General features: G+C 44.9%; 24 protein-coding genes and 1 other annotated feature. Of the genes, 18 read left to right on the top strand and 6 right to left on the bottom strand.

What is annotated here, in order from left to right; translation table 11 throughout:
* The first annotated feature begins 2 nt into the window (after positions 1-2).
* From ACFYU8_RS03135 to ACFYU8_RS03155, 5 genes are all read left to right on the top strand, one after another.
* Positions 3-1,547, top strand: a complete 1,545-nt coding sequence (locus ACFYU8_RS03135) for an ABC transporter permease (RefSeq protein WP_390295906.1) — start codon at positions 3-5, stop codon at positions 1,545-1,547.
* Positions 1,548-1,557: 10 nt separating this feature from the next.
* Positions 1,558-2,523, top strand: coding sequence for an ABC transporter ATP-binding protein (locus ACFYU8_RS03140; RefSeq protein WP_390295904.1), 966 nt, complete (start codon positions 1,558-1,560; stop codon positions 2,521-2,523).
* Positions 2,524-2,542: 19 nt separating this feature from the next.
* On the top strand, positions 2,543-3,508 hold the full coding sequence (locus ACFYU8_RS03145; RefSeq protein WP_390295902.1) for an ABC transporter ATP-binding protein: 966 nt from the start codon (positions 2,543-2,545) through the stop codon (positions 3,506-3,508).
* A gap of 35 nt (positions 3,509-3,543) precedes the next feature.
* Positions 3,544-4,899: a M20/M25/M40 family metallo-hydrolase gene (locus ACFYU8_RS03150; RefSeq protein ID WP_390295900.1), complete on the top strand. Its 1,356-nt coding sequence runs from the start codon at positions 3,544-3,546 to the stop codon at positions 4,897-4,899.
* 174 nt (positions 4,900-5,073) lie between these two features.
* Positions 5,074-5,649: a hypothetical protein gene (locus ACFYU8_RS03155; protein WP_390295898.1), complete on the top strand. Its 576-nt coding sequence runs from the start codon at positions 5,074-5,076 to the stop codon at positions 5,647-5,649.
* Between the two features lie 115 nt (positions 5,650-5,764).
* Here the strand turns inward: ACFYU8_RS03155 and ACFYU8_RS03160 are convergent, their stop codons facing one another.
* On the bottom strand, positions 5,765-6,136 hold the full coding sequence (locus ACFYU8_RS03160) for an ArsR/SmtB family transcription factor (RefSeq protein ID WP_390295896.1): 372 nt from the start codon (positions 6,134-6,136) through the stop codon (positions 5,765-5,767).
* Positions 6,137-6,571 carry an SRPBCC family protein gene (locus ACFYU8_RS03165; RefSeq protein ID WP_390297322.1) on the bottom strand — a complete coding sequence of 145 codons (435 nt, stop codon included), beginning with the start codon at positions 6,569-6,571 and terminating at the stop codon, positions 6,137-6,139.
* A gap of 261 nt (positions 6,572-6,832) precedes the next feature.
* Here ACFYU8_RS03165 and ACFYU8_RS03170 point away from each other — a divergent pair, with 261 nt between their 5' ends.
* The 9 genes from ACFYU8_RS03170 to tyrS all read left to right on the top strand — a co-directional run bounded on the left by ACFYU8_RS03170 (position 6,833) and on the right by tyrS (position 17,833).
* Positions 6,833-7,138 (top strand): MDR/zinc-dependent alcohol dehydrogenase-like family protein, encoded by a 306-nt coding sequence (locus ACFYU8_RS03170; protein WP_390295894.1) that lies wholly within the window; start codon positions 6,833-6,835, stop codon positions 7,136-7,138.
* Between the two features lie 222 nt (positions 7,139-7,360).
* On the top strand, positions 7,361-8,836 hold the full coding sequence (locus ACFYU8_RS03175; RefSeq protein WP_390295892.1) for a protein adenylyltransferase SelO: 1,476 nt from the start codon (positions 7,361-7,363) through the stop codon (positions 8,834-8,836).
* 105 nt (positions 8,837-8,941) lie between these two features.
* Positions 8,942-9,760 carry a VHS/ENTH/ANTH domain-containing protein gene (locus ACFYU8_RS03180; protein ID WP_390295890.1) on the top strand — a complete coding sequence of 273 codons (819 nt, stop codon included), beginning with the start codon at positions 8,942-8,944 and terminating at the stop codon, positions 9,758-9,760.
* Between the two features lie 110 nt (positions 9,761-9,870).
* Positions 9,871-10,833, top strand: coding sequence for an AAA family ATPase (locus tag ACFYU8_RS03185; protein WP_390295888.1), 963 nt, complete (start codon positions 9,871-9,873; stop codon positions 10,831-10,833).
* 14 nt (positions 10,834-10,847) lie between these two features.
* Positions 10,848-11,486, top strand: a complete 639-nt coding sequence (locus tag ACFYU8_RS03190; protein WP_390295886.1) for an RNA ligase family protein — start codon at positions 10,848-10,850, stop codon at positions 11,484-11,486.
* Positions 11,487-11,623: 137 nt separating this feature from the next.
* Positions 11,624-12,685, top strand: a complete 1,062-nt coding sequence (locus tag ACFYU8_RS03195; RefSeq protein ID WP_390297320.1) for a suppressor of fused domain protein — start codon at positions 11,624-11,626, stop codon at positions 12,683-12,685.
* A gap of 39 nt (positions 12,686-12,724) precedes the next feature.
* Positions 12,725-14,389, top strand: coding sequence for a DUF6138 family protein (locus tag ACFYU8_RS03200; RefSeq protein ID WP_390295884.1), 1,665 nt, complete (start codon positions 12,725-12,727; stop codon positions 14,387-14,389).
* 314 nt (positions 14,390-14,703) lie between these two features.
* Entirely contained in the window at positions 14,704-16,203 is a 1,500-nt protein-coding gene (locus ACFYU8_RS03205) for an ATP-binding cassette domain-containing protein (RefSeq protein WP_390295882.1), read from the top strand.
* Positions 16,204-16,278: 75 nt separating this feature from the next.
* Positions 16,279-16,508, top strand: a binding site (T-box leader).
* Positions 16,509-16,564: 56 nt separating this feature from the next.
* Complete coding sequence (tyrS, locus tag ACFYU8_RS03210) at positions 16,565-17,833, top strand: tyrosine--tRNA ligase (RefSeq protein WP_483862279.1); 1,269 nt, start codon at positions 16,565-16,567, stop codon at positions 17,831-17,833.
* A 58-nt stretch (positions 17,834-17,891) separates the two neighbouring features.
* On the opposite strand, the gene ACFYU8_RS03215 is transcribed toward tyrS, so the two are convergent.
* From ACFYU8_RS03215 to ACFYU8_RS03230, 4 genes are all read right to left on the bottom strand, one after another.
* Positions 17,892-19,103, bottom strand: coding sequence for an MFS transporter (locus ACFYU8_RS03215; RefSeq protein WP_390295880.1), 1,212 nt, complete (start codon positions 19,101-19,103; stop codon positions 17,892-17,894).
* Positions 19,104-19,128: 25 nt separating this feature from the next.
* Positions 19,129-19,959 carry a MerR family transcriptional regulator gene (locus ACFYU8_RS03220; RefSeq protein ID WP_390297314.1) on the bottom strand — a complete coding sequence of 277 codons (831 nt, stop codon included), beginning with the start codon at positions 19,957-19,959 and terminating at the stop codon, positions 19,129-19,131.
* Positions 19,960-20,030: 71 nt separating this feature from the next.
* Complete coding sequence (locus tag ACFYU8_RS03225; protein ID WP_390295878.1) at positions 20,031-21,266, bottom strand: hypothetical protein; 1,236 nt, start codon at positions 21,264-21,266, stop codon at positions 20,031-20,033.
* Positions 21,214-22,032: a hypothetical protein gene (locus ACFYU8_RS03230; RefSeq protein ID WP_390295876.1), complete on the bottom strand. Its 819-nt coding sequence runs from the start codon at positions 22,030-22,032 to the stop codon at positions 21,214-21,216. Before ACFYU8_RS03230 ends, ACFYU8_RS03225 begins: the two co-directional genes overlap by 53 nt.
* Before the next feature lie 86 nt (positions 22,033-22,118).
* On the opposite strand from ACFYU8_RS03230, the gene ACFYU8_RS03235 reads away from it, so the two are divergent.
* From ACFYU8_RS03235 to ACFYU8_RS03250, 4 genes are all read left to right on the top strand, one after another.
* Positions 22,119-22,445 carry a MarR family winged helix-turn-helix transcriptional regulator gene (locus ACFYU8_RS03235; RefSeq protein WP_390295874.1) on the top strand — a complete coding sequence of 109 codons (327 nt, stop codon included), beginning with the start codon at positions 22,119-22,121 and terminating at the stop codon, positions 22,443-22,445.
* Between the two features lie 3 nt (positions 22,446-22,448).
* Positions 22,449-23,639: an MFS transporter gene (locus ACFYU8_RS03240; protein WP_390295872.1), complete on the top strand. Its 1,191-nt coding sequence runs from the start codon at positions 22,449-22,451 to the stop codon at positions 23,637-23,639.
* A 42-nt stretch (positions 23,640-23,681) separates the two neighbouring features.
* Positions 23,682-24,152: a DinB family protein gene (locus ACFYU8_RS03245; RefSeq protein WP_390295870.1), complete on the top strand. Its 471-nt coding sequence runs from the start codon at positions 23,682-23,684 to the stop codon at positions 24,150-24,152.
* 203 nt (positions 24,153-24,355) lie between these two features.
* Positions 24,356-25,462, top strand: coding sequence for an AI-2E family transporter (locus tag ACFYU8_RS03250; protein ID WP_391365298.1), 1,107 nt, complete (start codon positions 24,356-24,358; stop codon positions 25,460-25,462).
* The last annotated feature ends 578 nt before the right edge of the window (positions 25,463-26,040 follow it).

Raw genomic sequence — 26,040 nt, forward strand, 5'->3', positions numbered from 1 at the left:
GAATGAAAAGTCAGAAGACTTACTCTTTCTTTCAATTATTTTTGAAAAAGTTCAAGAAACAGACGATGGCGGTCGTAGCCTTTTGGATCTTAATCGGAATCTTTCTGTTAGGGCTGGCAGGACCATGGATCACGCCATATGATCCGAATCGGCCGGTAACAGAGCAGTATGAGGAAAAGGGAATCGACAGAACGAATGAAATGACCGGAATGATTCAAATTACCGGGATCATGAGTGATGGAGCAGAAAGACCTGTGACTGAGGTTATGCTGCAAAGTTCGAACCGACAGATTTCCTCGGTCAGTGAATCGAGTGGCACGATCACCATTACGCCAGTCGGGCAAGGAAGCACAACGGTGCTGATAGCCAAAGGAGATGTCGCTACGCAGATCCAGCTCGACGTTTCTGTAGAGGACACCCCGCCCATTCTCACGCAGCTGCTACTTCATGGTCCGACAGGCAAGGTAAAGAAGGGGGACATCTTACAGCTTGAGCTGGAGGCCACCCTTTCAAACGGTGATAAGCTAGTTGGCTTGGAACAAATACGTAGCAACCTGAAACAATTAATGGGGGTGAGTAAGACTGACTCTCATGAAAATAACGGATTTTTAACAGCTAGGAAAAAGCAATCGAAAGAAGACGGACAAATTCATTACCAGTCGACAGATGAAAAAGTAATACGTGTAAGTCCTGATGGGATGGTGACCGCGCTAGACCAAGGTATCGGGCCAGTGAAAGTATCCATCGGGCCTGTATCTACCATTGTTCCGATTGCTGTTGAAACACCGATGCAAGAGCCTGTACTCGTCCAAATCCAACCTAATCAGATGCATATCGCGCTTATGGATAACAGGAAACATCAACATCCATCTCTACTTCACTGGTTCGGAACCGATCATCAAAATCGGGATATCTTCAGTCGTGTATTGGCTGGGACTCGAGAAACGCTATTCATTGGTTTCGTATCTGTCGCGATTGGCGCTGTTATTGGGACGCTGTTGGGGCTGTTAGCTGGATATTACGGAAGGTGGATTGATTCGATCATTATGCGCCTAACCGATATCTTGCTGGCTTTTCCGGGGATTTTGCTCGCGATTGCTGTCATTGCCGTGCTAGGGGCAGGGATGGTCAATATTATTTTTGCAGTAGCTATTTTTACGGTTCCTATCTTCATCCGTATCGTCAGAGGGAGCGCTTTAGCGTTAAAGCAAATGACGTATGTGGAAGCGGCCAAATCAATCGGCGTGCAAGATTTCGTCATTATCATGCGGCATATTTTGCCCGGGATGCTACCTGTGGTCATGGTTTATTTGACGATGAGAATTGGTACAGCGATTCTGCTTGGTGCTGCTCTTAGCTTTCTCGGTCTAGGTGGTGACATTACAGCTCCGGAATGGGGGGCAATGTTGAGCGCAGCCAAAGACAACAGCCGGAATTTTTTCTACCCAACATTTTTTCCTGGGATCGCCATTGTACTGACTGTCGTCTGCTTCAATTTGTTTGGCGACGGTCTGCGAGACACGCTCGATCCCAAGCTAAAGGAGTAGAAGTGAACGAATGAATACGCCTATTTTAGAGGTCAACCAGTTACAGGTTTCTTTTAAGAAAGAGAAGGAAGAGATTACAGTTGTCAACGGTATTTCCTTTATTGTTCATGCGGGTGAAACCTTGGGAATCGTCGGAGAATCCGGTTGTGGTAAAAGCATCACGTCCCTATCGATCATGCGCCTGATCAGCCCACCCGGCAGCATTACGAGTGGACAAATTGTTTATAACAACAGGGATTTGACCCAACTCTCCGAGGAAGAAATGCGTGTCGTCCGAGGAAACGAGATCTCGATGATTTTCCAGGAGCCGATGACCTCCTTAAACCCTATTTTTACCATCGGTCGACAAATCGATGAGATTATTCTGCTTCATACGTGCGCATCCAAACAGGAAGCAAAAGAACAATCCATCGAGATGCTAAAGCGCGTCGGTATATCCCGTGCTGAGCAAATCTACCGAAGCTATCCATTTGAATTGTCGGGTGGAATGCGGCAACGGGTAATGATTGCGATTGAAATGGCATGCCAACCAAAGCTGTTGATCGCGGATGAACCAACAACTGCGCTGGATGTAACAATCCAATTGCAAATCTTAGACCTGATGAAAAAATTGCAAGAAAAAGAAAACACAGCCATCATGCTAATCACTCATGACCTGGGGGTGGTCGCTGAGATGTGTGACCGCGTTCTGGTGATGTATGCAGGAGAAGTCGTCGAAGAAGCTGACGTCGATGATTTATTCCATAATCCTAAGCATCCTTATACCATTGGTCTACTGCAATCCATGCCCTCTTCAGTAGAAAAGAGAAGCCGCTTATTTACGATCAAAGGGCAAGTCCCGCCAGCAGGGTCGATTACCAAAGGTTGTCGCTTCGCAGAACGGTGCGATTATGTTATTGACAGTTGCTGGAGGGAAGACCCCGCGATCGTTTCGGTCGGCAATAATCATACTTGCCGCTGCTGGTTACATGCCTAGGAGAACGGGAGGTGTTGGGATGGACCCATTAGTAGAAGTACAACAGTTACAGGTGTTTTATCCTGGGAAGAGCAAGCTGCTGCAAAAAACGAAGAGTGTAGTGAAGGCTGTCGATCACGTTTCGTTTACCATCAAACAAGGAGAGACGCTCGGGTTGGTAGGAGAATCAGGATGTGGAAAATCGACGATGGGCAGAGCGATTTTGCACCTGATAAAACCAACATCAGGGGATATCAGCTTTGCAGGCAGGAGTCTGTCCTCCTTTTCAGCGAGTGAACTGAGGCAACAGCGCAAGCATTTTCAAATGGTGTTCCAAGATCCGTTCTCGTCGCTTAACCCACGATTGACGGTAAAGGAAATTCTGGATGAGCCGCTAAAAGCCCATAGATTGGGTGATGAACATCAGCGTTTGGAAAAAATACACCATATGATGGAGGTTTGCGGGTTAAATCGCACCTATGCTGAGCGGTATGCTCATGAATTTTCGGGAGGGCAGCGGCAACGAATTGGCATTGCTCGTGCACTGATTCTTCAACCACAGCTAGTAGTGGCTGATGAACCCGTCTCTGCACTAGATGTATCGATCCAGTCGCAAATCTTAAATCTCATGCAGGATTTACAAGAAGAATTTCAACTGACTTACTTGTTCATTTCCCATGATCTCGGGGTGGTTCGGCATATTTGCAATCGTGTCGGGGTCATGTATTTAGGGAGAATGGCGGAGCTTGCGACAACGGAACAATTGTACGCTAATCCATTACACCCTTATACCAAGACGTTGTTATCCGCGATCCCAGTGGCAGATCCCCGATTGAGGAAGGAACGAATTATTTTGCAAGGGGACGTGCCTTCACCAGCCAACTCTCCACTGGGCTGCGCTTTTGCCAGTAGATGTCCGAATGTGATGGAGATATGCAAAGAAATCAGACCAGATATGCAACAAGTGACCGATTCACATAGTGTGGCTTGTCATCTCTATGTCTGATCAAAAAGGAAACCATAGATAGGAGAGAATATAGCATGAGCTTGGCTACTGTTCAGCGTCTGATAGAGGAGCGTAAAGAACATTATTTACAGCAGCTGTTTGCCTTGTTGAAACAGAAAAGCATAAGTACAACCAATGTAGGGGTACGAGAATGTGCGGAGCTGTTGAATGAGATGATGCAGGCATGTGGGATACAGAGTCGACTAATGGAAACAGCGGGACATCCAGTTGTGTATGGAGAATGGATAAAGGCTGAGAATGCATTCACAGTATTGATCTATGGTCATTATGATGTCCAGCCCCCTGAGCCGCTCGAGGAATGGCTGTCGCCACCCTTTGAACCGACTATACGAGACGGAAGGATTTATTGTCGAGGAGTAGGAGACAACAAAGGTCAGTTAATGGCTCAGGTACTGGCGATTCAAACGTATTTGGACAGCTTTGGTGAGTTGCCAGTCAATGTGAAGCTGGTATTTGAAGGGGAGGAGGAAAACAGTAGTCCTCATCTCGCTACTTTCGTTGAAGAGAATAAAGAGCTATTGGCATGTGACATTGTTTACACATCAGATGGGCCCATGCATGGAAGTGGTATTCCTTCTGTTGAGTTAGGTGTCAGGGGTATTCTTGGTATCGAACTGGTAGCACAGGGAGCAAAATGGGATCATCATTCGGGAAATATGGGAAATATCGCACCCAATCCGGCATGGATGCTAATTGACTTGTTAAAAACGATGCGTGATGAGCAAGGGAGGGTGCTAATCGAAGGATTTTACGATAACATCCGCCAACCGACTGCCTATGAGCTGGATTTGCTTCGCAAGCTTCCTTTTGAACGCGAGGTGTTAATTGAGCAGATCGGATATCCAGATATCGAAGCGGACGCCGAAACCTTTTATCGCTTGGTATCCTTGGAACCGACTTTCAATATTTGCGGCTTCCACAGTGGATACGGGGGAGACGGCTCCAAGACGATTATTCCTGCCACTGCACGTGTGAAAATGGATATACGGCTAGTCATCGATCAAGACCCAGACGATATTTTTCAAAAGCTTTGCGAACATGTGAAAAAACACAATCCTTTCATAGAGGTCTTGCATCAAGGAGATATGAAACCTTCTCGTACTTCTGCTGAACTGGAGATCGTGAAAGTGGTTACACAGGCAGTCAGAGATGCGTACAGAGTAGATCCTCTTCTTGTACCTGGAGTCGGCGGGAGCCTCCCCGATTATGTCTGGACCCAGATTCTCGGAGTCCCATCCGTGATGGTCCCGTATGCGAATGCAGATGAGGCGAATCATGCACCGAATGAAAATATGAAAGTGGCCCTTTTTTATCAGGGCATTTCGTGTACGTGCCATGTGATTCATCGATTAGGGGAGCTTTCAAAGTAAGAATCAATAAGTAGAAATTTGCTATTCATATCCATATGTAATATAATGCTTGGGTTAATATTACTCCACGTATCAGTAACGGCACGGGCGTGTTCGCGATTGTTCGCGATCGCCATTATTTCTAATACGCGAGTAAAACAGTGGAGAGAGAATATAGAAAAGGTGGTCCTCAACATGAAAAAGTCTACATTGATCCCAGCAGCACTCCTGTTATCAGTCCTGACTGCTTGCGGCAACGCTCAGCCTGCCGAGCAACCAACGAATCAGAATCAAGCGGCAACAGCCACCCAACAACCAGCGGGTGAAGCAGCTACACAAAAGCCTGAAGAAGCGAAGAAAGAAGAGCAACAGGTGTTTGCTGTTCCGCAAGAAATCGTCGTGTACAAGAAAGGGGAAAAAACATCCCTGAAGCCGGAAGATGATAAGTTCAAGGAAATTCTTGCGCTTATGAATAAACGTTTTGAAACACCTGCAGCTCTATTGCGTTTTGATGAAAGCACCCAGGCTGTAGAGAAGGACAAAAAAGAAGCGTTGGCTGTTGAATTCAACTATGCGGAAGTAACGACAAATACATTGCCTGCACTTGTTGGAGAAAACAATAAAGCGGAAGTAAAAGCTAAGACACTGTTCCTCGTATTGTCCGGAGATAACAAGGACCATATGTTTGATTCTGAAGATGGCAAATCGTATGGTACTGCACCGCTGCAACTGACCGAATCCACTGAACTGACTGAGCTCTTGAATAAGTAATTGACTGCGTAATTGAACCACAGCAGGCTATCGAGAAATCGGTAGCCTTTTTGCTATTCGAAAGAAAAACCTCTTGATCTTGGGTCAATCGATCAAGAGGGAAGGGCATGACAAGCTATTTTCTTTGTTGATCCGTTTCTGTTCGCACGACAGTTAACGCCGTATCACCATCGGTCTCCACCAGATGCTTAAGCATAGAGAGCTTATTATTCCAGAACTGCTCGTAAAAAGAAAGCCACTGTTTTACTTCGGTCAGGGGACCGGGATGTAACCGATAGATTTTCTCGCGACCTACCTTATGTCCCGAAACCAAATCTGCGTCTGCAAGTATATGAAGATGCTTGACAACAGCAGTTCGGCTTATGGGGAAATGAGAGGTTATGGCTGAGATGGGCAATTCTTTTTCAGCTAGCATACGAAGTACTTCTCGACGAGTAGGGTCAGCGATCGCTTGAAATACATCGACCTTTTCTGCTGAAGCAGACATTTAGCTCTCCACAACCTTTTTCAGACGCTCGTGAACAATACCAACCCAACCTTGATTCATCTTCTCACGAATTATTGAGCTCTTCGCGTTTGCTTTTCCGATGATTTCATCTGCTGCTTTCCATCCGCCATGAATGAGGGTAAACTCCGTTTTATCTCCCAAGTCTTTTAAAAGAAACGAGACTACCCAACCATCTGTATCCCAAGCAAAAGAAAGGCGATGAGGAGCTTCTATTTCCAACACTTTGCATGGCGAAGGCCCAAAAGGGGATTGGATATGAAACTCATGACCTACCACTGGTTGAAAATCATTCGGCATAAACCAAGTAGAAATGGCTTCCGCAGTGGATACTTTCTCCCATACCTTTTGAATAGGGGCGTCGAAAACGATGGTTTGTTGAATATCTTCTACGGTTTGCTGATTGTTCTGTTCCACGTGAATCTCTCCGTTTCGTTGGGAATATAACACCTTTTGGTTTCGCTTCATGATGATATAACACCAATTGGTTATATGTAAATGGTAATTTTCCTCTAATGATCGAGGGCTATTCAAAAAAGGAGATCAGATTTACTGAATCTCCTTTGTCACGATGCAACAATTGCTTGCCAATTCCGAATCCTTTCGAAAACAAACCATCATGGAACTCACGAAGGGTGGAGCGGACGTGTCCATTGATGCACTGGGGCATTTCGAAACATGTGTAAACTCGATTCTCAGCCTCAAAAAAGACGGTCGCCACTTGCAAGGGGGGCTTATTACACACGAGGTGGAAATGTCTCCATTCCAGTCACTGAAATGGTCAAGAAAGAGATTCGATTCCTCTCTACTTTTGGCATGCCGGTTCATGGTTACTCTTCTTTGCTTTCTTTTGTGTTGCAAGGTAAACTGGCCCCTAGCAAAATGGTGAATCGCGAGGTCTCTCTTTCTGAAGTGAACGACATTTTTGAAGGGATGACACAAAATACGCTTACTGGGACGTTTGTTGTCACAAAATTCGAATAAGACAAGCTGTTTATTGCAAAAAAATAGGAAGAGTCTGCTGGTCGTAACAGCAGACTCTTTTTCCTTCTCGCAAATGATCGTACATATAGAGATTGCCTCTCGTACATAAAAATGTGCCAATGTGCTCCAATTGTGCATGAACAGGGTATAATAAATTGGCAAAATGTATCACGAGAACGGTTACTTCAATCCAAACAACGCCAATCGATAAAAGGAGATACAATGACAGACAAAAAACCAACAATCGAACCGGGATGGAACTTCGATAACAGCTATGTCTCGTTGCCGAAATCATTTTATTCCAGGCTCAGCCCACCACCTGTGCGAGCACCGAAGCTCTCTATTCTCAATAGACCGCTGGCAACGTCACTAGGGCTGAACATAGAAGCCCTTCAAAGTGACGAGGTCGTAGCCATGCTCGCGGGAAACGAGACTCCAGAAGGGGCAATGCCGCTCGCACAAGCATATGCCGGGCATCAATTTGGCCACTTTACCATGCTGGGTGACGGCCGGGCTCTCTTGCTTGGTGAGCAAATTACACCTACTGGCAAGCGCTTTGATATCCAACTGAAAGGTTCAGGCAGAACGCCTTATTCACGCGGCGGCGATGGGAGAGCAGCGCTTGGCCCGATGCTGCGCGAATACATCATTAGCGAAGCCATGCATGGACTTGGTATTCCGACCACTCGCAGTCTTGCAGTAGTGACTACCGAGGAGTCTATTTATCGCGAATCCGAGCTGCCTGGTGCCATTTTGACGCGTGTCGCTGCCAGTCATATCAGAGTAGGAACATTCCAATTCGCAGCAAGATGGTGCTCCATAGAAGATCTCCGTGCGTTAGCAGATTATACGGTGCAAAGACATTTTCCAGAGATCGAAGCAGAAGAAAACCGCTATCTCCACCTACTGAAGGGAGTTATCAAGCGGCAGGCTGCGTTGATTTCCAAGTGGCAGCTCGTTGGCTTCATTCACGGGGTAATGAACACCGACAACATGGCGATCAGCGGCGAAACCATTGATTATGGTCCTTGCGCTTTCATGGACACGTATGATCCCGCAACTGTTTTTAGCTCCATTGACGTTCAGGGCCGCTATGCTTACGGAAATCAACCGTACATTGCTGTGTGGAATCTTTCACGATTTGCGGAAAGCTTATTGCCGCTGTTTCATGAAAATGAAGCGCAGGCTGTGAAAATAGCCGAAGACGCCCTCTCAGAATTCAGCAAGCTGTATCATAACAATTGGCTCACAGGAATGCGGGCTAAGCTCGGATTGTTTAACGAAGAGGAGCAAGATGAAACGCTAATCGAAAGTCTGCTAAACATGATGAAGGACCACCGCGCGGACTATACGAATACATTCCGTGCCTTCACGATCAATCAACCAGAAGATACGGTCCTGTTTGGCACGAGCGGATTCACGGAGTGGTATGAGCAGTGGAAAGCGCGACTAGCTAGACAGCCTGAAGATACCGCCGCGGTACAACAGTTGATGAAAAAGAGTAATCCCGCAGTCATTCCTCGGAACCATCGTGTAGAAGAAGCATTGGAAGCAGCGTGGAAAGAAGGCGACTACACTGTAATGGAACGGTTACTCGCAGTTCTTTCTGATCCATATGCTTACACTCCTGAGCAGGTAGAATACACGACTTTACCAGCGGAATCAGCACGGCCTTACCAAACGTTTTGCGGTACGTAACAGCGCGCCATCAGAGTCCAACGATCTTTCACACGTTGGACTCTTTTTTCATATGTCCGATCCGCGCTAAAATATGGAAAGCACAGAAAAAAGGAGCAATTGTTTATGGATAAAAAAGCAAAGCAAATCTTGATGAAAACATTTTGGAGCAGCAAAGGATGGAACAGTCGTCCGTACGATTTTTCGGGAGCAGATTTTGAATACGCAAAAGGCAAAGGCCTCATGTTTGACCCGCTGACGATTAGTCACGATGAGTGTATAAACCGAATCATTGCCCTGCATGAAAAAGTGACAAAAGAGCAAGTAGCCACCGCTTTTTTGCACAGTCTCTCGACACGAAAAGTGTACCTGCGCAGCGCCTTGTCTAGCTGGGCCTTGACTCAGCCTTTAAAAGCCCATCCATTCGAAAGTAACACAGGCAAGTATACGAACCCAGAAAACGGCATCTACTTCGCTATGTATGGTGACTGCCATATTTGTGACCGCTACCATATCGCAAGCCGAGAGCAGTATGTGGAGGAAGATTTGAATGTACTGAATTTCGAAAGAATCAAGTGGGGCGGCATCCGCTTGAATTTCCTTATGTACCTCATGCTTGATCTGGAGCTTTTAAGTCAGGAAGAGAATCTCCCGGTCCAGGAAGAGGATATAGCAATCCTCCGTCAGGTGCTAGACATTATCGCAAGCAGTGAACCAACAGATGCAGCCCGTCAACTGGAGAAGCGCCTCCAGGGAGTCTTTCCATCTAGCAAGAACGAACGGGATGTCTTCATGGAAATTCTTGCTTCGGCTGGTATTGTGGCTCCTAGCAAGGACAGACCAGGGCGTGGCGGGAAAAACGACTTTTTCGCGGTCGTGAATTGGCGCGGGGAAGATAGCTATTCCGAGCAAGCTGTCCAGAACTTCTTTGGTCCGTGGCTGTAAAGAACGGAAAATCTAGGAACAAAGAAGGGTGCCATCTACACTCGAACTGTGTATAATATTGGAAAAGAAAGTCGAAAAGTAAGTTTTTATTGAAAGGAGGTGAGATATAAGTGAAAAAGAAATTAATCGTTCTGTCAGGCATTGCAGGCAGCGGCAAAAGCAAGTGGGCACAAGAAATTGCCAAAAAGGAACGGGCAATCATTGTGTCTACGGATGAGATTCGCCAAAATTTATTCGGTGATGAGCGAAAACAAAAGAGGTCTGCGCAAGTATTTTTTGAGGTTTATTCGAAAATCGCAACGGAGCTGTCGAATGGAAAGAATGTCATCTTGGACGCTACGAATATTGACAGAGAGAAAAGAATGAAAGTCCTTGCCAAATTTCCCGATGTTCAAAAGGAATGCTATTACCTCGATGTTCCCTATTCCGTTTGCCTGGAGCGCAATCGATCCCGAAAGAGAACCGTTGACGAATACATCTTGGTGAAGATGCGGAAGAACTTCCATTTTCCCATTAAGAATGAAGGCTGGGATCACATTCATCTCTTGCACGAGTCCGTTCCCTATGCCATTGAAAAAGAGGAGTTTGTTCAGTTGCTTCAAGATGAACCCTCCTATGAAGTGCTGTTCGACAGGCTGAATGACATTCCGATTTTCCATGAGATGTATCAGTTTAATCAGGAAAACCCTTATCATCAATATCCTTTGTGCAAGCACACTTATCATGTTTTCGATTATGTAAACGCCTTTTATACGGAAGAAGACAAATTTCTCATGCAAGTGGTCGCCTTGTTTCACGATACAGGAAAACCATTCTGCAAAACGTACAAACCGATGAAAGGCCATTACTCCTATTACGGACACGAGCATGTTTCTGCGCAAATGGCTTGCCATTTCTTAAAAGAATTAGGATTCGAAGATGACTTTATTTTCGAAGTCGTCAATTTGATCCAAATGCACATGAAGATTAACTACGGAACACAGCAAGATATTTCCGAGATTTATCATTTATTGGGCGAAGAGTACCTGTGGAAACTGTACTTCTTCAAGGAAGGAGATGCCTATGCCAAATAAGGAGGTGAAAAACGATGTTAAAAAAATACCCGAGAACCTTTCATTTACCCTGGTCAAGAAGTAGAACCGACGATGATAAAATCTTGCGAACGGTTCGTCATTTCGAGGGAAAAGAAGTAGTCGTGACAGAAAAGCTGGATGGCGAAAATACCACGCTTTATCGAAACCATATCCACGCCAGGTCACTGGATAGCAAAGACAACGCATCTAGACATTGGGTAAAAATGCTGCACGGGACGATTTCGTTTCATATCCCTGAGGGCTGGAGAATTTGCGGGGAAAATGTATATGCGCTGCACTCCATCTACTACGAAGGCCTCAAGAGCTATTTCTACGTTTTCTCCATCTGGAATGAAAACAATGAATGCTTGTCGTGGGACGAAACGGTAGAATGGGCCCAATTACTTGGCTTAGAAACAGCGCCTGTCTTATACAGAGGGATTTGGAAGGAAGAAACCATAAAAAGCTGCTACACCAAACAATCTGTCTTTGGCGGAGAACAAGAGGGGTATGTGGTTCGAACTACGGAGAGGTTTCCGTATGAAGATTTTAAACAATCTGCAGCAAAGTTTGTACGCAAAAACCATGTACAAACCGACCAGCACTGGTTATCGAAGCCAGTCGTTCCGAATGGAATAACACAAGGCAATTAAAGACTTTTATATAGAAGGGAATGAGAACGATGTAATTTGCAAAGAGGTATTGATCGTCTGATAGAGTATCCAAAAATTTCACTTTGGCTATTGTTAAGACAGTCACTGCATAGGAGGCTAGAGAGATGAACGAAGAAATGAATGAAGAAATGACGTCAACGGGCTGGGATGCCATTGATCAGGAGATGGTAAAGATTTATGGAGAGCAGGAGCCTAAGCATTACGGGACGCTCATTTCATATGCGCTGGGTGGCAACGATCCACTGGATGGAATTAGCGCCTACAAAGCGGCCGAGCCTTATCCGCATTGGCATTTTGTCACGTATGGATTTAGCGAGCTGTATGAAAAGGAATCCGAGAATGAAGAGGAAAGCGGTTTTGGCTTTGAATTGACGTTTCGATTGGCACGAGGGGCCGACGAGGAAGAACCGCCTGCGTGGGCGCTGAATCTGCTTCAAAATATGGGACGTTACGTATTCAACACGGGCAATGTTTTTCAAGCAGGTGATCATTTGGATGCAAACGGTCCGATTTGCTTGGGCGCCGATACCCAACTGACTGCCCTCGCTTTTGTCAAGGACCCGCAGCTTGCCGATATCGATACGCCGAATGGTCGAGTGAAATTCTTGCAAATGGTGGGAATCACAGGTGATGAACTCGATGCGATGATGGCTTGGAATACATGTGGCGTACTCGATGCTGGCTTGCCATTCATGCCTTCCTACATAACCGATCTCGAGCGTGATTCGCTCCTTCGCAACCCTACAGTTTCTGCTGCTGTTCAGACTGGAATGGAACAAGAAGGATCCAACACCGCCTATTTGTTTGTCAGCCAGTTAGGTTGGGAGCAAGGTAAGAAAAGCTTGTTTAAAAAGACACCTTCGACTCTCAGACTCGGAGCAAAGCAAGCGGAAGTCATCGGGAAAATTCTCCGTGGCCGCATTAAAAAAGGAGAGAGCCTGAGTTTAGTAGGACCTGATATGCGAGTTGTATTTGAGGCAGGAGAGAAGCCTGAATGTATTCCTGGAGAGGACGTCATTCGTTTTGTCCTCGATGATACGACAACGATTGCGCTTACCAAGCAGTTGCTTCCAAAGGAAAACAGCTTTGATATCCCTTCCCTGAAAGGAATTGCCATAAACATTGTGAAAACCAATATTACCGATAGCGAAGGCAATGTCGTCAAGGTCATCGGTTAAGACGGTAGCGTTGTTTTTTTGCAGGAGGAGAATCAGTCAATGAATCAGGCAGCAGAAGCATTTCTAAACGAAGTATGGACTTCCATCCAAGAAATTTACCAAAAAGAGAGCCAACGGATCAACGAGATCAAAGACTGGAGTCAACTGCAAGCAGGAATCAAAGACTACCTGAGAGTGGCATGGAGAAAAGGAGAACTCGATTGGGCCAATGGCAAAATCCATGTGGATGTCCATGAACCTTACAGTTGGAGTGACGACTCGTACAAATACGATGCAGGATCTTACATAGAGGAGCTTACAGAGGAGATTCTCATGCAAGAGTTTTTTCCTGCATTGTGTGAACGAATAGATACCCTTTTCCATTCTAACGACTATGGTCCTCGCTTTTTTGATTACCGCTTCGAGCTCGTCTTCGAATTCGAGTGGAAACAATCGATACAATGCTATTCTCACCATTTCGTAAACGAACGAAAACGCGAGAGTCTAAAACAAGCACTGGATCAATTTATCGAGACAAAAATTATGTCAGAGCTTCCTGTACGGCCGAAAGAAAAAGACGATTTTTTCTTCATTCATTGTCTCGTCAATCCCGATTTGATGGAACAAAAGCAAGAGGTTATTGAACCGCTCATCCATCGCTTTAGCGAAAAGCTGCGCTCCAATAAAGAACGCTGTAATTCGTGGACATACTACTATACTACGGCTTTAAAAGGCTGGGCAAATGAGCGTTTTTTAGTCAAATTTTTCGATCGTACCGGGTATTATGGATTGGACTGGGTTTTGAAACCTGAGCAGGAGCGTCAGAAACCAAAAACAGAAGAGCTGGACTTTTTCCTGTACATCGCTCTCGCAATTGGTAACAAGGAACCAGACACCCGCAAGAAGTTCCTGGACCTCGCTGTTCAGCTCGGCTCCAAGCAGGCTGCGGACTATGTACAACGGGGCAGCGGTCGCTTTGAAAACGAGTATAAAAGCACTCAGATTCAAGCAAGCGCCAATGACGTTTTGCAAGCGATCGACATTCGTATCGTAACGGAGGAAGAAGCCGCCTACGGTGAAGCCTTAGATTTTATCAACGGCCTTTTGCGTGAAGGCTTTCCAAAAGGGTACAAGCTCAAGCTGAAGAGCAGTGAAAAGCATTATCTGCCAGTAAAAAAGCTGGCGAAGTCAGGTCTCCACCAGTTTTTTGCGAATGCGTCCCGTTATCCTGTCTTATATCCAAAAATCGCCGAATATGCCGAGCTAGCGATGGAGGAGTTCGGTTGGTACGGGGATGTAGAGCCAAGTGAGAAATCCGTCATGCCTGGAACCTATGCGGTTTTGGCTCTCGGATTGTCTAGCAACAATTATTTTCCACTCTTTCGTCGCTATATGGAGCTGGTCGACACGGAGCATCAGTCTGCTCAGGACGATTTTGCTATTGCTTTTATCGAGGCGCATGGTGTAACCGTAGAGAATATGCCTGTACTCGTCTCTCTGGTGCTTGGCAGTAGCGACTCGGCGAAGCCTTTGAAAAATATCACCATCGATCGTGCAGAACTGGTGGACGCACTCATAGGGGAGCTTGCAGCGATGGAAGATTACCTGCGGGAAACCGTTATTTATCGCCTTTTCGGCGGGAATAAGAAGCTCGCACAGGCGGTAAAAAAAGAATCTTCCCCCATCAAAGACAAGCTTACACAACTGCTAGCCTTGGTCGAATAGCTTCATTGACAATATTTAGAAGGCCATGCTATATTGAAGTCAACTACATGGAACGGAGGGTGAATCATTTGCGCAATTGTTTATTTATTGGAAAAGCCAATCCTATAATAAATAAACAAGAAGCCAAATTCACCTCAAATTGATATCTTGAATTCCTGTATGGTCTATTTTCCATATAGCGATTTCTAGAACGAGAGCAAGATGCTTCTGTTTATTGGACAGAAGCATCTTTTTTTGTTGTCAAAAAAAGGGGGGTGATACAGATGAACAAAGAGTAAAGGACGAGAAATGTAAAAACGAAATGGGGAATCCAAATGGTCGAACTGCACAATATCACGATTACCACCAAAAAAGACGGCAGGACTCTCATTCAAAATCTGCACCTGACCCTGCAACTCGGAGACAAGATTGCCATTATCGGGGAAGAGGGCAATGGAAAAAGCAGCTTATTAAAATTCATTTACGCGGAGCAAATGATTGCCGAGTATTGCACATTTGAAGGGAAAGTGTTGAGAAGCGAATGTTCCATGGGTTTTCTTTCACAGGAGCTATCGGACGAAGAAAAACAAATGACCATTGCCGACTTTTTTGCTGAAAATCAATGGAGCAAAGAACTGGTGAGAGCGATGGATGATTTCGGCATTCATGCATTGGATTCAGATAAGAAGATGGGTGTTCTGTCCGGTGGTGAGCGTTTCAAATACCGCTTTTTAAGTCTGTTGGCACAGCAGCCTGATGTTCTATTACTAGACGAACCCACGAATGATTTGGATATTCAAACGATGGTATGGCTGGAAGAATTCATCCAACACACGGCTATTCCTGTCATATACGTATCGCATGACGAAACATTTATTGCGAATACCGCAAACGGTATCCTTCATATGGAACTGACAAAGCGCAAGCAAGTACCCAAATATACGTTTTCAAGAGAACCATATGAGAATTACCTCGCGAATCGTGAGAGCCACTTGAACAAACAAGAGCAGATAGCCAGAAAGCAAGCTTCTGATCATCGAAAGCAAATGGAGAAATGGCATGACGTTTGGAATAAAGCAGAACATCAACATCGGAACGTATCCCGGTCAGACCCGCGACTGCAAAAGAAAATCAAGTCTCTGAAAAATCAAAAAGAGCGCGTGGAGAAAGCGTCGGAAACGTTTCTAGAGGCACCAAGTGTAGAAGAAGCAAGCGAATTCCGATTTGATTCTGCGGTACATGTGCCCGGTAGTAAACAAATCCTCGACTTTTCATTGGAAGTACTGCAAATAGGGAACAAACAGCTAACGAAACAGATTCATTTATCGATCAAGGGCCCAGAAAAAGTTGCGATTATTGGGGAAAATGGGATCGGAAAAACGACGTTGTTGAAAAAGATCATGGATGAGCTAGTTCAGCACTCGTCATTAAAGATCGGTTATATGCCACAAAACTATGAAGACCGACTGGATTCAACGAAAACACCGATTGAATACTTGGAAACAACGGGAATGAAAGATGCGATGATAAAAGCGTATACTCATTTAGGCAGTATGAAATTTACAAAAGATGAGATGCATCAACCCATTAAACACTTATCTGGGGGACAGAAAGCGAAATTGCTCCTGGTAAAAATGATTTTGGATCAGTGCGAAATATTAATACTGGATGAACCGACCCGAAACTTCAGTCCTTTGACGACTCCTGTTCTGTGCCGCGCCTTAACGGCTTTTGACGGTGTGATTATCAGTATTTCGCATGACCGACGGTATTTACATGAAGTCGCAACAACTGTTTATGAGCTAACTTCCGACGGTCTCACGAAAATAAAATAAGGGATAGTAGCGGAATCATTGCTACATGGTTGACATTGCTATTTGAATTCAATATACTGACTTTAATTTCATATGAAACATACGTTGAAAGAGCCCAGTAGCAGCTTATTCCCTGTTCTAGAAAGCCGGGGGTTGATGGAACCCGGTACACAATAAGCGAGCGAATTACACTCTGGAGTATCTCGGGTAATGCCGAGCGGAATCGCGAACGATAACTCGCGACGAGTGGCATGAATGGCCTGCGTTAACGCATGGGTCCATTGGTGCAAGTTGGGTGGTAACACGGTTATTCAATCGTCCCTATGTCTACAATAGACAAGGGGCGATTTTTTATTTTCACTATAGGAGATTGAAGGAGTGTATGGCAGTGAATATTATCGATGAACTCGAATGGCGCGAAGCCATCAATCAGCAAACGGATGCAGAAGGGCTGCGAGAATTAACGAATGAAAAAGCAGTCTCGTTATATTGTGGTGTCGATCCAACAGGTGACAGCATGCACATTGGTCACTTGATTCCTTTCATGGTACTGAAACGCTTCCAGCTCGCTGGCCATCGTCCGGTCATTTTGATCGGCGGTGCAACAGGTACGATTGGCGATCCGAGCGGCCGTCAATCCGAGCGCTCTTTGCAAACACTGGAACAAATTCAGGAGAACGTAGATGCACTTACCGCACAAATGAAGAAGCTGTTCGTTACAGAAGGCGACAACCAAATTCGTTTGGTGAACAACTACGACTGGACGCACAAAATCAATGTCATTGAATTTTTGCGGGATTACGGTAAAAACTTCAGCATCAATACGATGCTTGCCAAAGATGTTGTGTCGAGCAGACTAGAAAGCGGCATTTCCTTTACGGAGTTTTCCTATCAAATTCTGCAATCGCTGGATTACCTGCATCTGTACAAACATGAAGATGTTCAGCTGCAAATTGGCGGTTCCGACCAATGGGGTAACATCACGAGCGGTCTTGATCTGATTCGCAAAAAGGAAGGACCAGAAGCAAAAGCATTCGGTCTCACCATTCCTCTGATGCTGAAGGCAGATGGTACGAAATTCGGGAAGACAGCAGGAGGAGCTATCTGGCTCGATCCAAACAAAACAACACCATTCGAATTCTACCAATTCTGGGCGAATACCGATGACCGCGATGTAGTGAAATACTTGAAATACTTTACGTTCCTCTCCAAAGAGCAAATTGAAGAGCTGGCTGAAAAAGTACAGACCGAGCCACATAAACGCGAGGCGCAAAAAGCGCTGGCTGAGGAAATGACGAAATTTGTGCACGGCGAGGAAATGCTCGAGCAGGCGAAGCGCATTACAGCAGCTTTGTTTACGGGTGATATTAAATCGCTATCGGCAGATGAGATCGAGCAAGGCTTCAAAGAAATGCCGACGTACGAATCTACCCTCGAAACGAAGAACATTGTCGATTGGCTCGTTGAGATCGGCATTGAGCCATCCAAGCGTCAAGCGCGTGAGGATATTACAAAAGGCGCTATCTCCATGAATGGCGAGCGGGTTACCGATCTGGAACTGGAAGTAACGCCAAGTCTCGCTATCGGCGGACGCTTCATCATTATCCGCAAAGGCAAGAAAAACTACAGCTTGGTGAAATTATCTCAATAGATGAAGGAATAAGAAGCTTCCCTGTAAACATGAAGGGAAGCTTCTTCCTATATTTGCATTATTTTCGTGTTTGACAGCTCTCTAATGCATTTGTGTGATAGGAGATCGCTTTGCGATCTAAACTGTAGCTGATAAAAGTCAGCAACGATGCCGTGATCGCGACAATCGCACCGACCCAAGAAACATCAATGAGTTCCCGGTTTGTCGTTATAAATCCACCTAAAGCTGATCCGAGGGCGATCCCGACGTTGACAGAGACGGGAGTTATTGAAGAAGCCAAATCTCTGGCAGCGGGAAAATGTTTATCGGCTAAATCAATAAAATACAATTGCATCGTGGAATTCATGATATACACGACCAGCGCCATAAAGGATAAGCTGATGAATCCACCGAGTAGGGAATGCGACGAAACATAAGGAGATGCGAGAATGACGGCTTGCATCAGATAAACATACCGTAGCTTTCCAATCCCGTTGCGAGCTGCCAGTTTCCCACCAATCAACGTGCTAAAGATAGAAATCACTCCGTACAGTAAAAATACAAGACTTATATACTGGTTCGGTACGAAGAGCACTTTTTGCAGCAAAGGAGTTAAATACGTATAGACCGTGTAGGTCGCGCCGATGCTTAATGCCGGAATAAAGAACGCGATAATAATACGTGTATTGGTCAATAACCCGATTTGTTTTTGCAAGGAACTGTTCGATCCCTTAAGTCCTTTCGGGATGGTCGCTGCACTTGCTAGGAGAGAAATGACTCCTAATAGAGCGGCAAACCAAAAGGCCATTTGCCAACCGCCCCATTGCCCAATAAAAGTACCGATTGGCACCCCAACTACGCTGGCGATCGTGAAACCAGCAAAAATGATAGAAATAGCGGAACCCCTTTTCTCAGCAGGCATCGTTTCACTGGCAACCGCCATGGCAAGTGCAATCAAAACCCCGGTCACAACAGCCGTCAAGATTCTGGAAACAAGAAGCAAGGCATACGACTCGGATAAAGCCGTAAGAATATTCCCTGTAATAAAAACGCCGATCAACGTCAGCATGAGTGGATACTTGGCAAACCGGCTGAATATCGCCGTTAAGATCGGTGTACCAATCGCAAATGCGATGGCAAAGGCTGATACTAACGATCCTACTGTTGAAATCGATATGCCCAATTCGGATGCCAGATCACTAAGTAGCGAGATAATGACAAATTCACTGGTACCGAGGACGAAGGTCAATAAAAATAAGGTAAAAGTTAGGAACTTTTGCTGTTTGTTCAAAAGCTGAATCTCCTCTCCACATGTTCTATTGTCCAGCTTTTTCGACGGCAATCTGGAGCTCGGAGACGTAAGAGTCCGGGTCATTTGGATTTTCACGACGAACACAAATTTCACGACGCGGTTCGTTTTCTTTGATCCGATATCCATTTCGTTCAATCCACATCGCCAATTCGACACTCGCCGTGCAACGACACGTCGTCCGACAATGATGGATGAGCGTAGCCATCAACGGCATTTCCGGCAATTGCTTTACGGTAAAAGGTGGTTCGGTCTGCAAATCCTGAGAAATTAGACGCGCGACTTCCACATCCATGTTGTCATCGCACTCCTCACAGCCATGCCAAAGAACCATTCTGGAGAGAGAAGATTGACCAGCACGCCCCAAATGATCGTCCAGCTGTTGGAATAGCTCAGGTATTTTATTGAATGGAGTTCTTTTACGGTAGGATAGGACGAGCTGAGGCTCTACTTTTTTTAGAATAACGTCATGCGATGGCAGGCTTTTTCCTTCATTTTCGATGGCATACAGACGATCCTTGATGAGATTCAGTCTTGCTTGCTCCTTATCCAGAATGGACTGAATTTCGCTTTGCTTGATCCGAAACATCCCCCTGATTTGTTCGAGCGGGATATGCTCGCTCATCATCTGACGAATTTGATCTAACGAGAACCCCAATTCTTTATAGGCCAAAATCCGATTAAGCTGAAACATTTGGTCAGCCGAATAATACCGATAGCCTGAAAATTTGTCGGTATGAGCTGGCTTAAGCAAATGAACTTGGTCATAGTAACGAAGTGTTTTGACGGAGACTTGACTAATCTTCGAGTATAACTTTCCCGTAAAGGGGAGAGTCAAGCGGCAAGGCGATGGGAATGGGCAAAAAAACCGGTGGATTCGTAAACCACCGGGTACCAACGATTTTCTTTTTATTTCGGGAGTGCCATACTATCCACTTTGTTCGCGGCAATAACAGCAACGGCATTCGGCTCCAGATCGAACCAAAAGATAAGATCGCCATCCGCTTTCTTTTGCGACGGCTTGATCCCGTTCACATAGACTTTCGAAGCTTTTGTCGCCATGGAAAGATCAGAAATCTTCCGTATGCCATCATTGTGCAGAACAATAGAGCCGTTTGGAGCATATTCCATTCTGACTTGAGAGAGGGCGAGCCAATAATCCATGATTTCACGTACGGTCGTCAAATACAATTTGCCTTGATCGCGCAGCGTGTCCATTCGCTTCAACAAACGGTCAAAATCGGGATGGATGATCCAGTTTCCTTTGGCATCTTGAATGACAAATTTCCCGCCTTGCTTTTTGGAAGGTATTCTTGCCAAGTAGGTATGGTTGATAAAAACACCACGATTTTGAATGAGTTGCTTGAGATTTTGCTCTCGATACAGATAAAGGGTATCTTCCGGAATGGTGGCAGCCGACCATGAATAAAACGGACCAGTGACTGTCGGGTGCTTCCAATAGAGAGGGGTGCGCAAGGCGTCGCCTTTTCCAGTTTGGTACAGATCAAGGCCATGATTTGGATTGGCGATATCTTCAGAGCTGTAGTGCCAAAAATACGAGGTGCCGTATTTTTCCCAAAAATGCGCCAAGTAATTCGCAGTTTGGTTGTCGAGCGTGTTAAACGCAAAGCTGGACTTCAAATATCCGTGGTCAATCCATGTGCTGCTCTGGAAGTGATCTTGCATTACTTGTAATGCATCTTCCGTCGTCTTTTGGTAGTGCCTTATTTCGTAGGGATAGATGGTATGTAGACCAATATCAGTACCGTTCTGATTCAGATCATCTAGAAACTGCAAAAATTCAGGGCATTGCGAAATGGCGACATTGACAGGCGATTTCGCTTGAAAATATGGATTCGAGTAAAACACGCTTTTCGTAACCGGAATCCGGTGTTTGACAAAACCGCCAGTTGCTTGTGCCGACTCCGCGATCTTCTCCGATCCGAAATAAACAGCCCGATTCGTTTGGAGCGTTTGCTCGTCAGCATGCTCTGTCCATACGTGCGTCGCCAAAAAACCAGAAGGCTGACTCATAAATCGCGGCATGAGCTTCGGTTGATACCCTACCACCAGCGAGAATGAATTCGTCCGCTCATCGTTTGCACGATATTCGGAAGCGTGGCGCACTTTTCCGACTTGATTCATAGAGCCGTGTTGTACGTATCTGTGATCGTTGATGTGATCGTTTCACGATGAGCTGTTTTTGCGTTGCATTCAATTCAAGTGACGAAACGTTAGGGGTATGGTACAAAAAAGCAGCTTGCTTCCCGTGACCAAATTTCGCACCTTGGCGATCCAGCCAGTAAGTAGGCTGGAATTTTTGTGAATCCACTTTCCGATTCTTACGATATACTTCGGTTACTTTTGGTTTGAATTGCAAGGCAAACGCTTCTCGAAAAACCTTTGCTTCTCGCTTGTAGGTGGTTTTGATGGTGATGTCGATGGCAGGGCTATTTTTTTGCAGTTCGTATTGTGTAGTAATCACAGCAATTGGAGTATGGCCTGTGACTTTGACGATATGACCATTTCCCGTCTCCTGGTGTTCCATCTTTACGTCATCCCATTTGCGAATCCAATGGCTTCCCCGCTTGATAAAAATGTTCCTGCCGATGACTTTTGTCGTAGGGGGAGAGAAATACACGTCATTTCCACGCACGGCAGTCACTTTAGCCTGATGGACAAGCGGAGCATTCATCCTGCCACCAAATGATTCTGAGCGAATTTCGATGGCCGCCCCTGGTTGAAATGGTGGACTTTGATCCAACGTTATGTGATTGGCTCCTTTTGGAAGGGAAGGGGTCATCGCATTGTAGATCGTGCCATATTCAGCTAAGTACTGAATGGAGGAGAGGATTTCGTTTTTCGCCAAATCGGTAATGCGGACATTGCCTGCATCGTCCCAGCTAAACACATAATAGGGATTATGAAAGGTGGCTTCCTTAGCGAGTGTAGGGTTTGGAAAATAAAGCACGAAGAAAAGCAATAATAAGAAATGTGTTGCGGAAAACCTTAATTCGTTATCTCAATAATAACGGATCTGCTACTTTTAGCGACGTCGCCGATTATTGGCAAGTAGAGAAGCCGGCCATTACACCGATTGCGCAAAAATTAGCTGCGCGTGAATTGATCTCGATTTCATCTGGAACAGACAAACGGCAAAAAATTATGTATTTGTCAGAGAAGGGTGAAGCGCTACATAAGACAATTATGGAAGCGACTGATCCATTCTTGGAAGAAGTAATGGAAGGCATCTCACAGGAGGAAAGAGACGCAGCAGCCACAGTGCTAGAAAAATTAATCATGAATCTAAAGAGAAGAGGGTAAGCAGTGAAAAAGGATAGACTTTGGACAAAGGAATTCGTCATTGTTTCTTTCATCAATTTTCTTCTTACACTTATGTTCTTCTTACTAATGGTTACGATTGCTTCTTATGCCAAAACAGAATTTCATGCTTCAACCAGTGCAGCCGGATTGGTTTCAAGCATCTTTATTATTGGTGCCTTGATTGGTCGATTGGTCACCGGTAGAGCGATTAGTCACATTGGTACGAAAAAAACGCTTTGGATTGGGTTAGGATTTTTTGCTGTCACTTCGCTACTTTACTTTTTCACTTTCCATATCAGTTTGCTACTGGTCAATCGATTGCTGCAAGGGATCGCAGTTGGTATCGCCAGTACAGCAACAGGCACCATTATTGCGCAAATCTTACCAGCGTCTCGCAAGGGTGAGGGGATTGGCTATTACAGTTTAAGTGCGATCTTAGCCACTGCGGTTGGTCCTTTTCTCGGCATGATCTTATTGCGGCTTGATAATGGTTTCACCTGGATCTTTACGATGAATGTCGTGTTTTCCCTGATTTGTTTGATGTTTTATGCCATGGCAAAAATCAATGTTCCGGTACATTCAACAAGCGTGAAAGAGGAAGCAAAAGGTTCTCTGCTTTCGAAATTCATCGAGCCGAAAGCCTTGCCAATTTCATTCATTGCCTTATTAATCGGTTTCAGCTATTCGGGCGTCTTGTCATTTTTATCTTTTTATGCGGAAGAAATTAATCTCTCCTCAGCATCCAGTTATTTCTTCTTGGTGTACGCCGTCGTCATTATCCTCTCGCGACCGTTCACTGGAAAACTAATGGACGCAAGGGGGGCGAACATCGTGACATACCCCAGCCTGGTGATATTTGCCTTTGGTATGCTATTATTCAGTCAAGCCTCATCTTCCTGGATGTTGCTGCTACCTGCCGCTTTGATTGGAGTAGGTTTCGGAAACTTTAACTCCATTGCCCAAACGGTAGCTGTGAAAGTGACCTCTCCCCATCGCTTTGGCTTAGCAACCTCTACTTACTATATTTTGTATGATCTAGGTTTAGGAATCGGGCCGTATCTGTTAGGATTTATCGTTCCGCATACAGGTTACCGTACGATTTTCGTCGGGATGGTTGCCTTCATCCTTTTCAGTATCCCACTTTATCATTGGCTACACGGCAAACGAGATCGGGAATTGATACGAGCAGCCTAAAATCACAGGAAAGCATAAGTAAAATTCAAGGAGGGGACAAGAGTGGAAGTATCGATAGAAGAGTATATTCGTGGATACAGCATGCTTCGGGAAGCAATAGAAGGATTGACCGAGGATGAGCTTCGCTTCAAGCAGGGACCAGACAAATGGAGTATTCATCAAATCCTTATCCATGTAACGGATTCCGAAATTTTGTCTACACATCGGTTGAAAAAAGTATTGGCAGAGGAAGAGCCACTTTTGATTTCGTTTGATCAGCGTGCTTGGGTGGATAACTTGGCGTACGATCTGTTGGACCGAGAGCAGTACCTCCAATTATTTCAAATGCTCCGCTGTAGTATGCAAACGATTCTGGAGACGTTGACCAGTGATCAATTTGAGCGTGTAGGAGTTTATGCAGATGCAGGGCGGTTCACCTTTAAAGAGTTGCTTGAATATCGGGTTGAGCATGTTCGAGACCATCTTGCCCAGATCGAACGGGTACGGGCTGCGTACAAGCAAAGCTTGACATAACAAAACACCCGACGCATGGGTGTTTTTTGTTTTTGAAGGGTATTCAAGATATAATAGAGGCTTGGTGAGAATCTGCAGGATACCTGTGGACATACTAGTTGGAAAAGTTATGGATAAGCCCATCACCTTAGAAATCACAATCGTTAGGAGTCTGTAAGAGAATGATGGATAGAATAAACTGGCCAGATAGGAAGAAACACATCATGATCGCAACTTACACCGTACTATTGTTCGTTTTATTCTGGAATTTTACGGCTGTCAAGTTGTTCGTCTTTGAAATGTTTGATTTATTAGATCCCGTCATATATGGTATCGCCATTGCCTACATTCTAAACATTTTACTGAGATTTTATGAAGAGAGAGTATTTGCTCCCATCAATCGGCGAAACAATCGAATCTGGTTGAGAGTGAGACGCCCATTTTCCATTTTGTTAACATTAGCGACTGTTCTGGTTTTTTTGACATTTTTGATGTGGTTTATTGTTCCTCAGTTGATCTCGAGTATTTCCGTGCTTGCCTTTAGTCTGCCGAATGATATGGAATCATTGAAGGCATTCGTGGATAATATCGCAGCGAAGTTTCATTTGTCTGGCGATCTGTGGAATACACTCGTCGAGAAGTGGAATGAGATTCTGACCAAGTTTGGACAGTTTTTCCTGACTTCCATTCCGGTGATTTTGGAATTCACGAAAATGTTTACGATCAGCTTTATCGATATCATCATGGGTCTGATGCTGTCCGTTTACCTGCTGCTCAGTAAGGAAAAGTTAACAATGATCGCGAAAAAATTGGTATATGCCTACTCCTCAAAAGAGAGGGCGGACAAGGCTGTAGAAATTGGTAAAATTACGAACAAAGCATTCAGTGGTTTCATGGCGGGTCAGCTTACCGAGGCACTGATACTTGGTTCGCTCTGTTTTATCGGCATGTGGGTGTTCCATATGCCATATGCGATTCTGGTGAGTGTGATCATTGGGGTAACGAGCATTATTCCGATCTTTGGTGCTTACATCGGGACCATTCCCAGTGCGTTTATCATCTTGATGGTTGATCCGGTTAAAGCAATTTGGTTCGTCGTTTTTATTCTTGTCTTGCAACAAATCGAGGGTAACTTTATCTATCCAAAGGTCGTAGGGAATTCCATCGGGTTAGCGGGCTTATGGGTCATGCTGGCCTTGTTAGTGGGTGGAAGTTTATTTGGTATAATGGGCATGTTGCTTGGTATTCCTGCTTTTGCCGTCGTATATACGCTTGTCAGAAGTGCTACGAACAAGCGATTGCAGGAGAAAAACATTGTGATAAAAGAATAAGGGTAAGGGCATAGACACCTCCCTAGGTGCTTAGGCTTATTTTCAATCAGACGGCTCACACTTTTGTATGGAAACACATAGTGTGGGCCTTTTTACGTCCTCGAAAACGTGAGTTAATAATATCGTACTTGCCATTAGATAGGCCTATGGTCCTTCGTGATTGAAAGATCTATATTTTTTAGAAATAAACATTTTTAACAAAAAATCCCTATTTTTATCTGTACAGAAAAATTCTCTCTGCTATAATGAATAACAGTTTGAGCTACGCAAGAATATGTATGCAGAACATAACGATGACTTCGCAGGAGCATTTTTCATGAAGGGGTGATACCACTAAAAGAACCTCGCGAATACTGAGATGTGATGGTTATTTTTGCAAGAACAATGTTATGAATCCATTAGGCTAGAGTACCAGTGGATACTGTTCATCCAGATAATGGTAAGAGGCTTTTGTCCTGAAAACACTTCAATACAAACAGGGAATTATCCCCATTGTGAAAGTTTGTAAAATCTTGGAGAATTTGAAGGTGAAAATTGGTTCATGACCATAGATATAGAGTAATGGGTTATAATTACAA

Source organism: Brevibacillus sp. NPDC003359, from assembly GCF_042878995.1.
In the GTDB taxonomy this organism is placed as follows: domain Bacteria; phylum Bacillota; class Bacilli; order Brevibacillales; family Brevibacillaceae; genus Brevibacillus.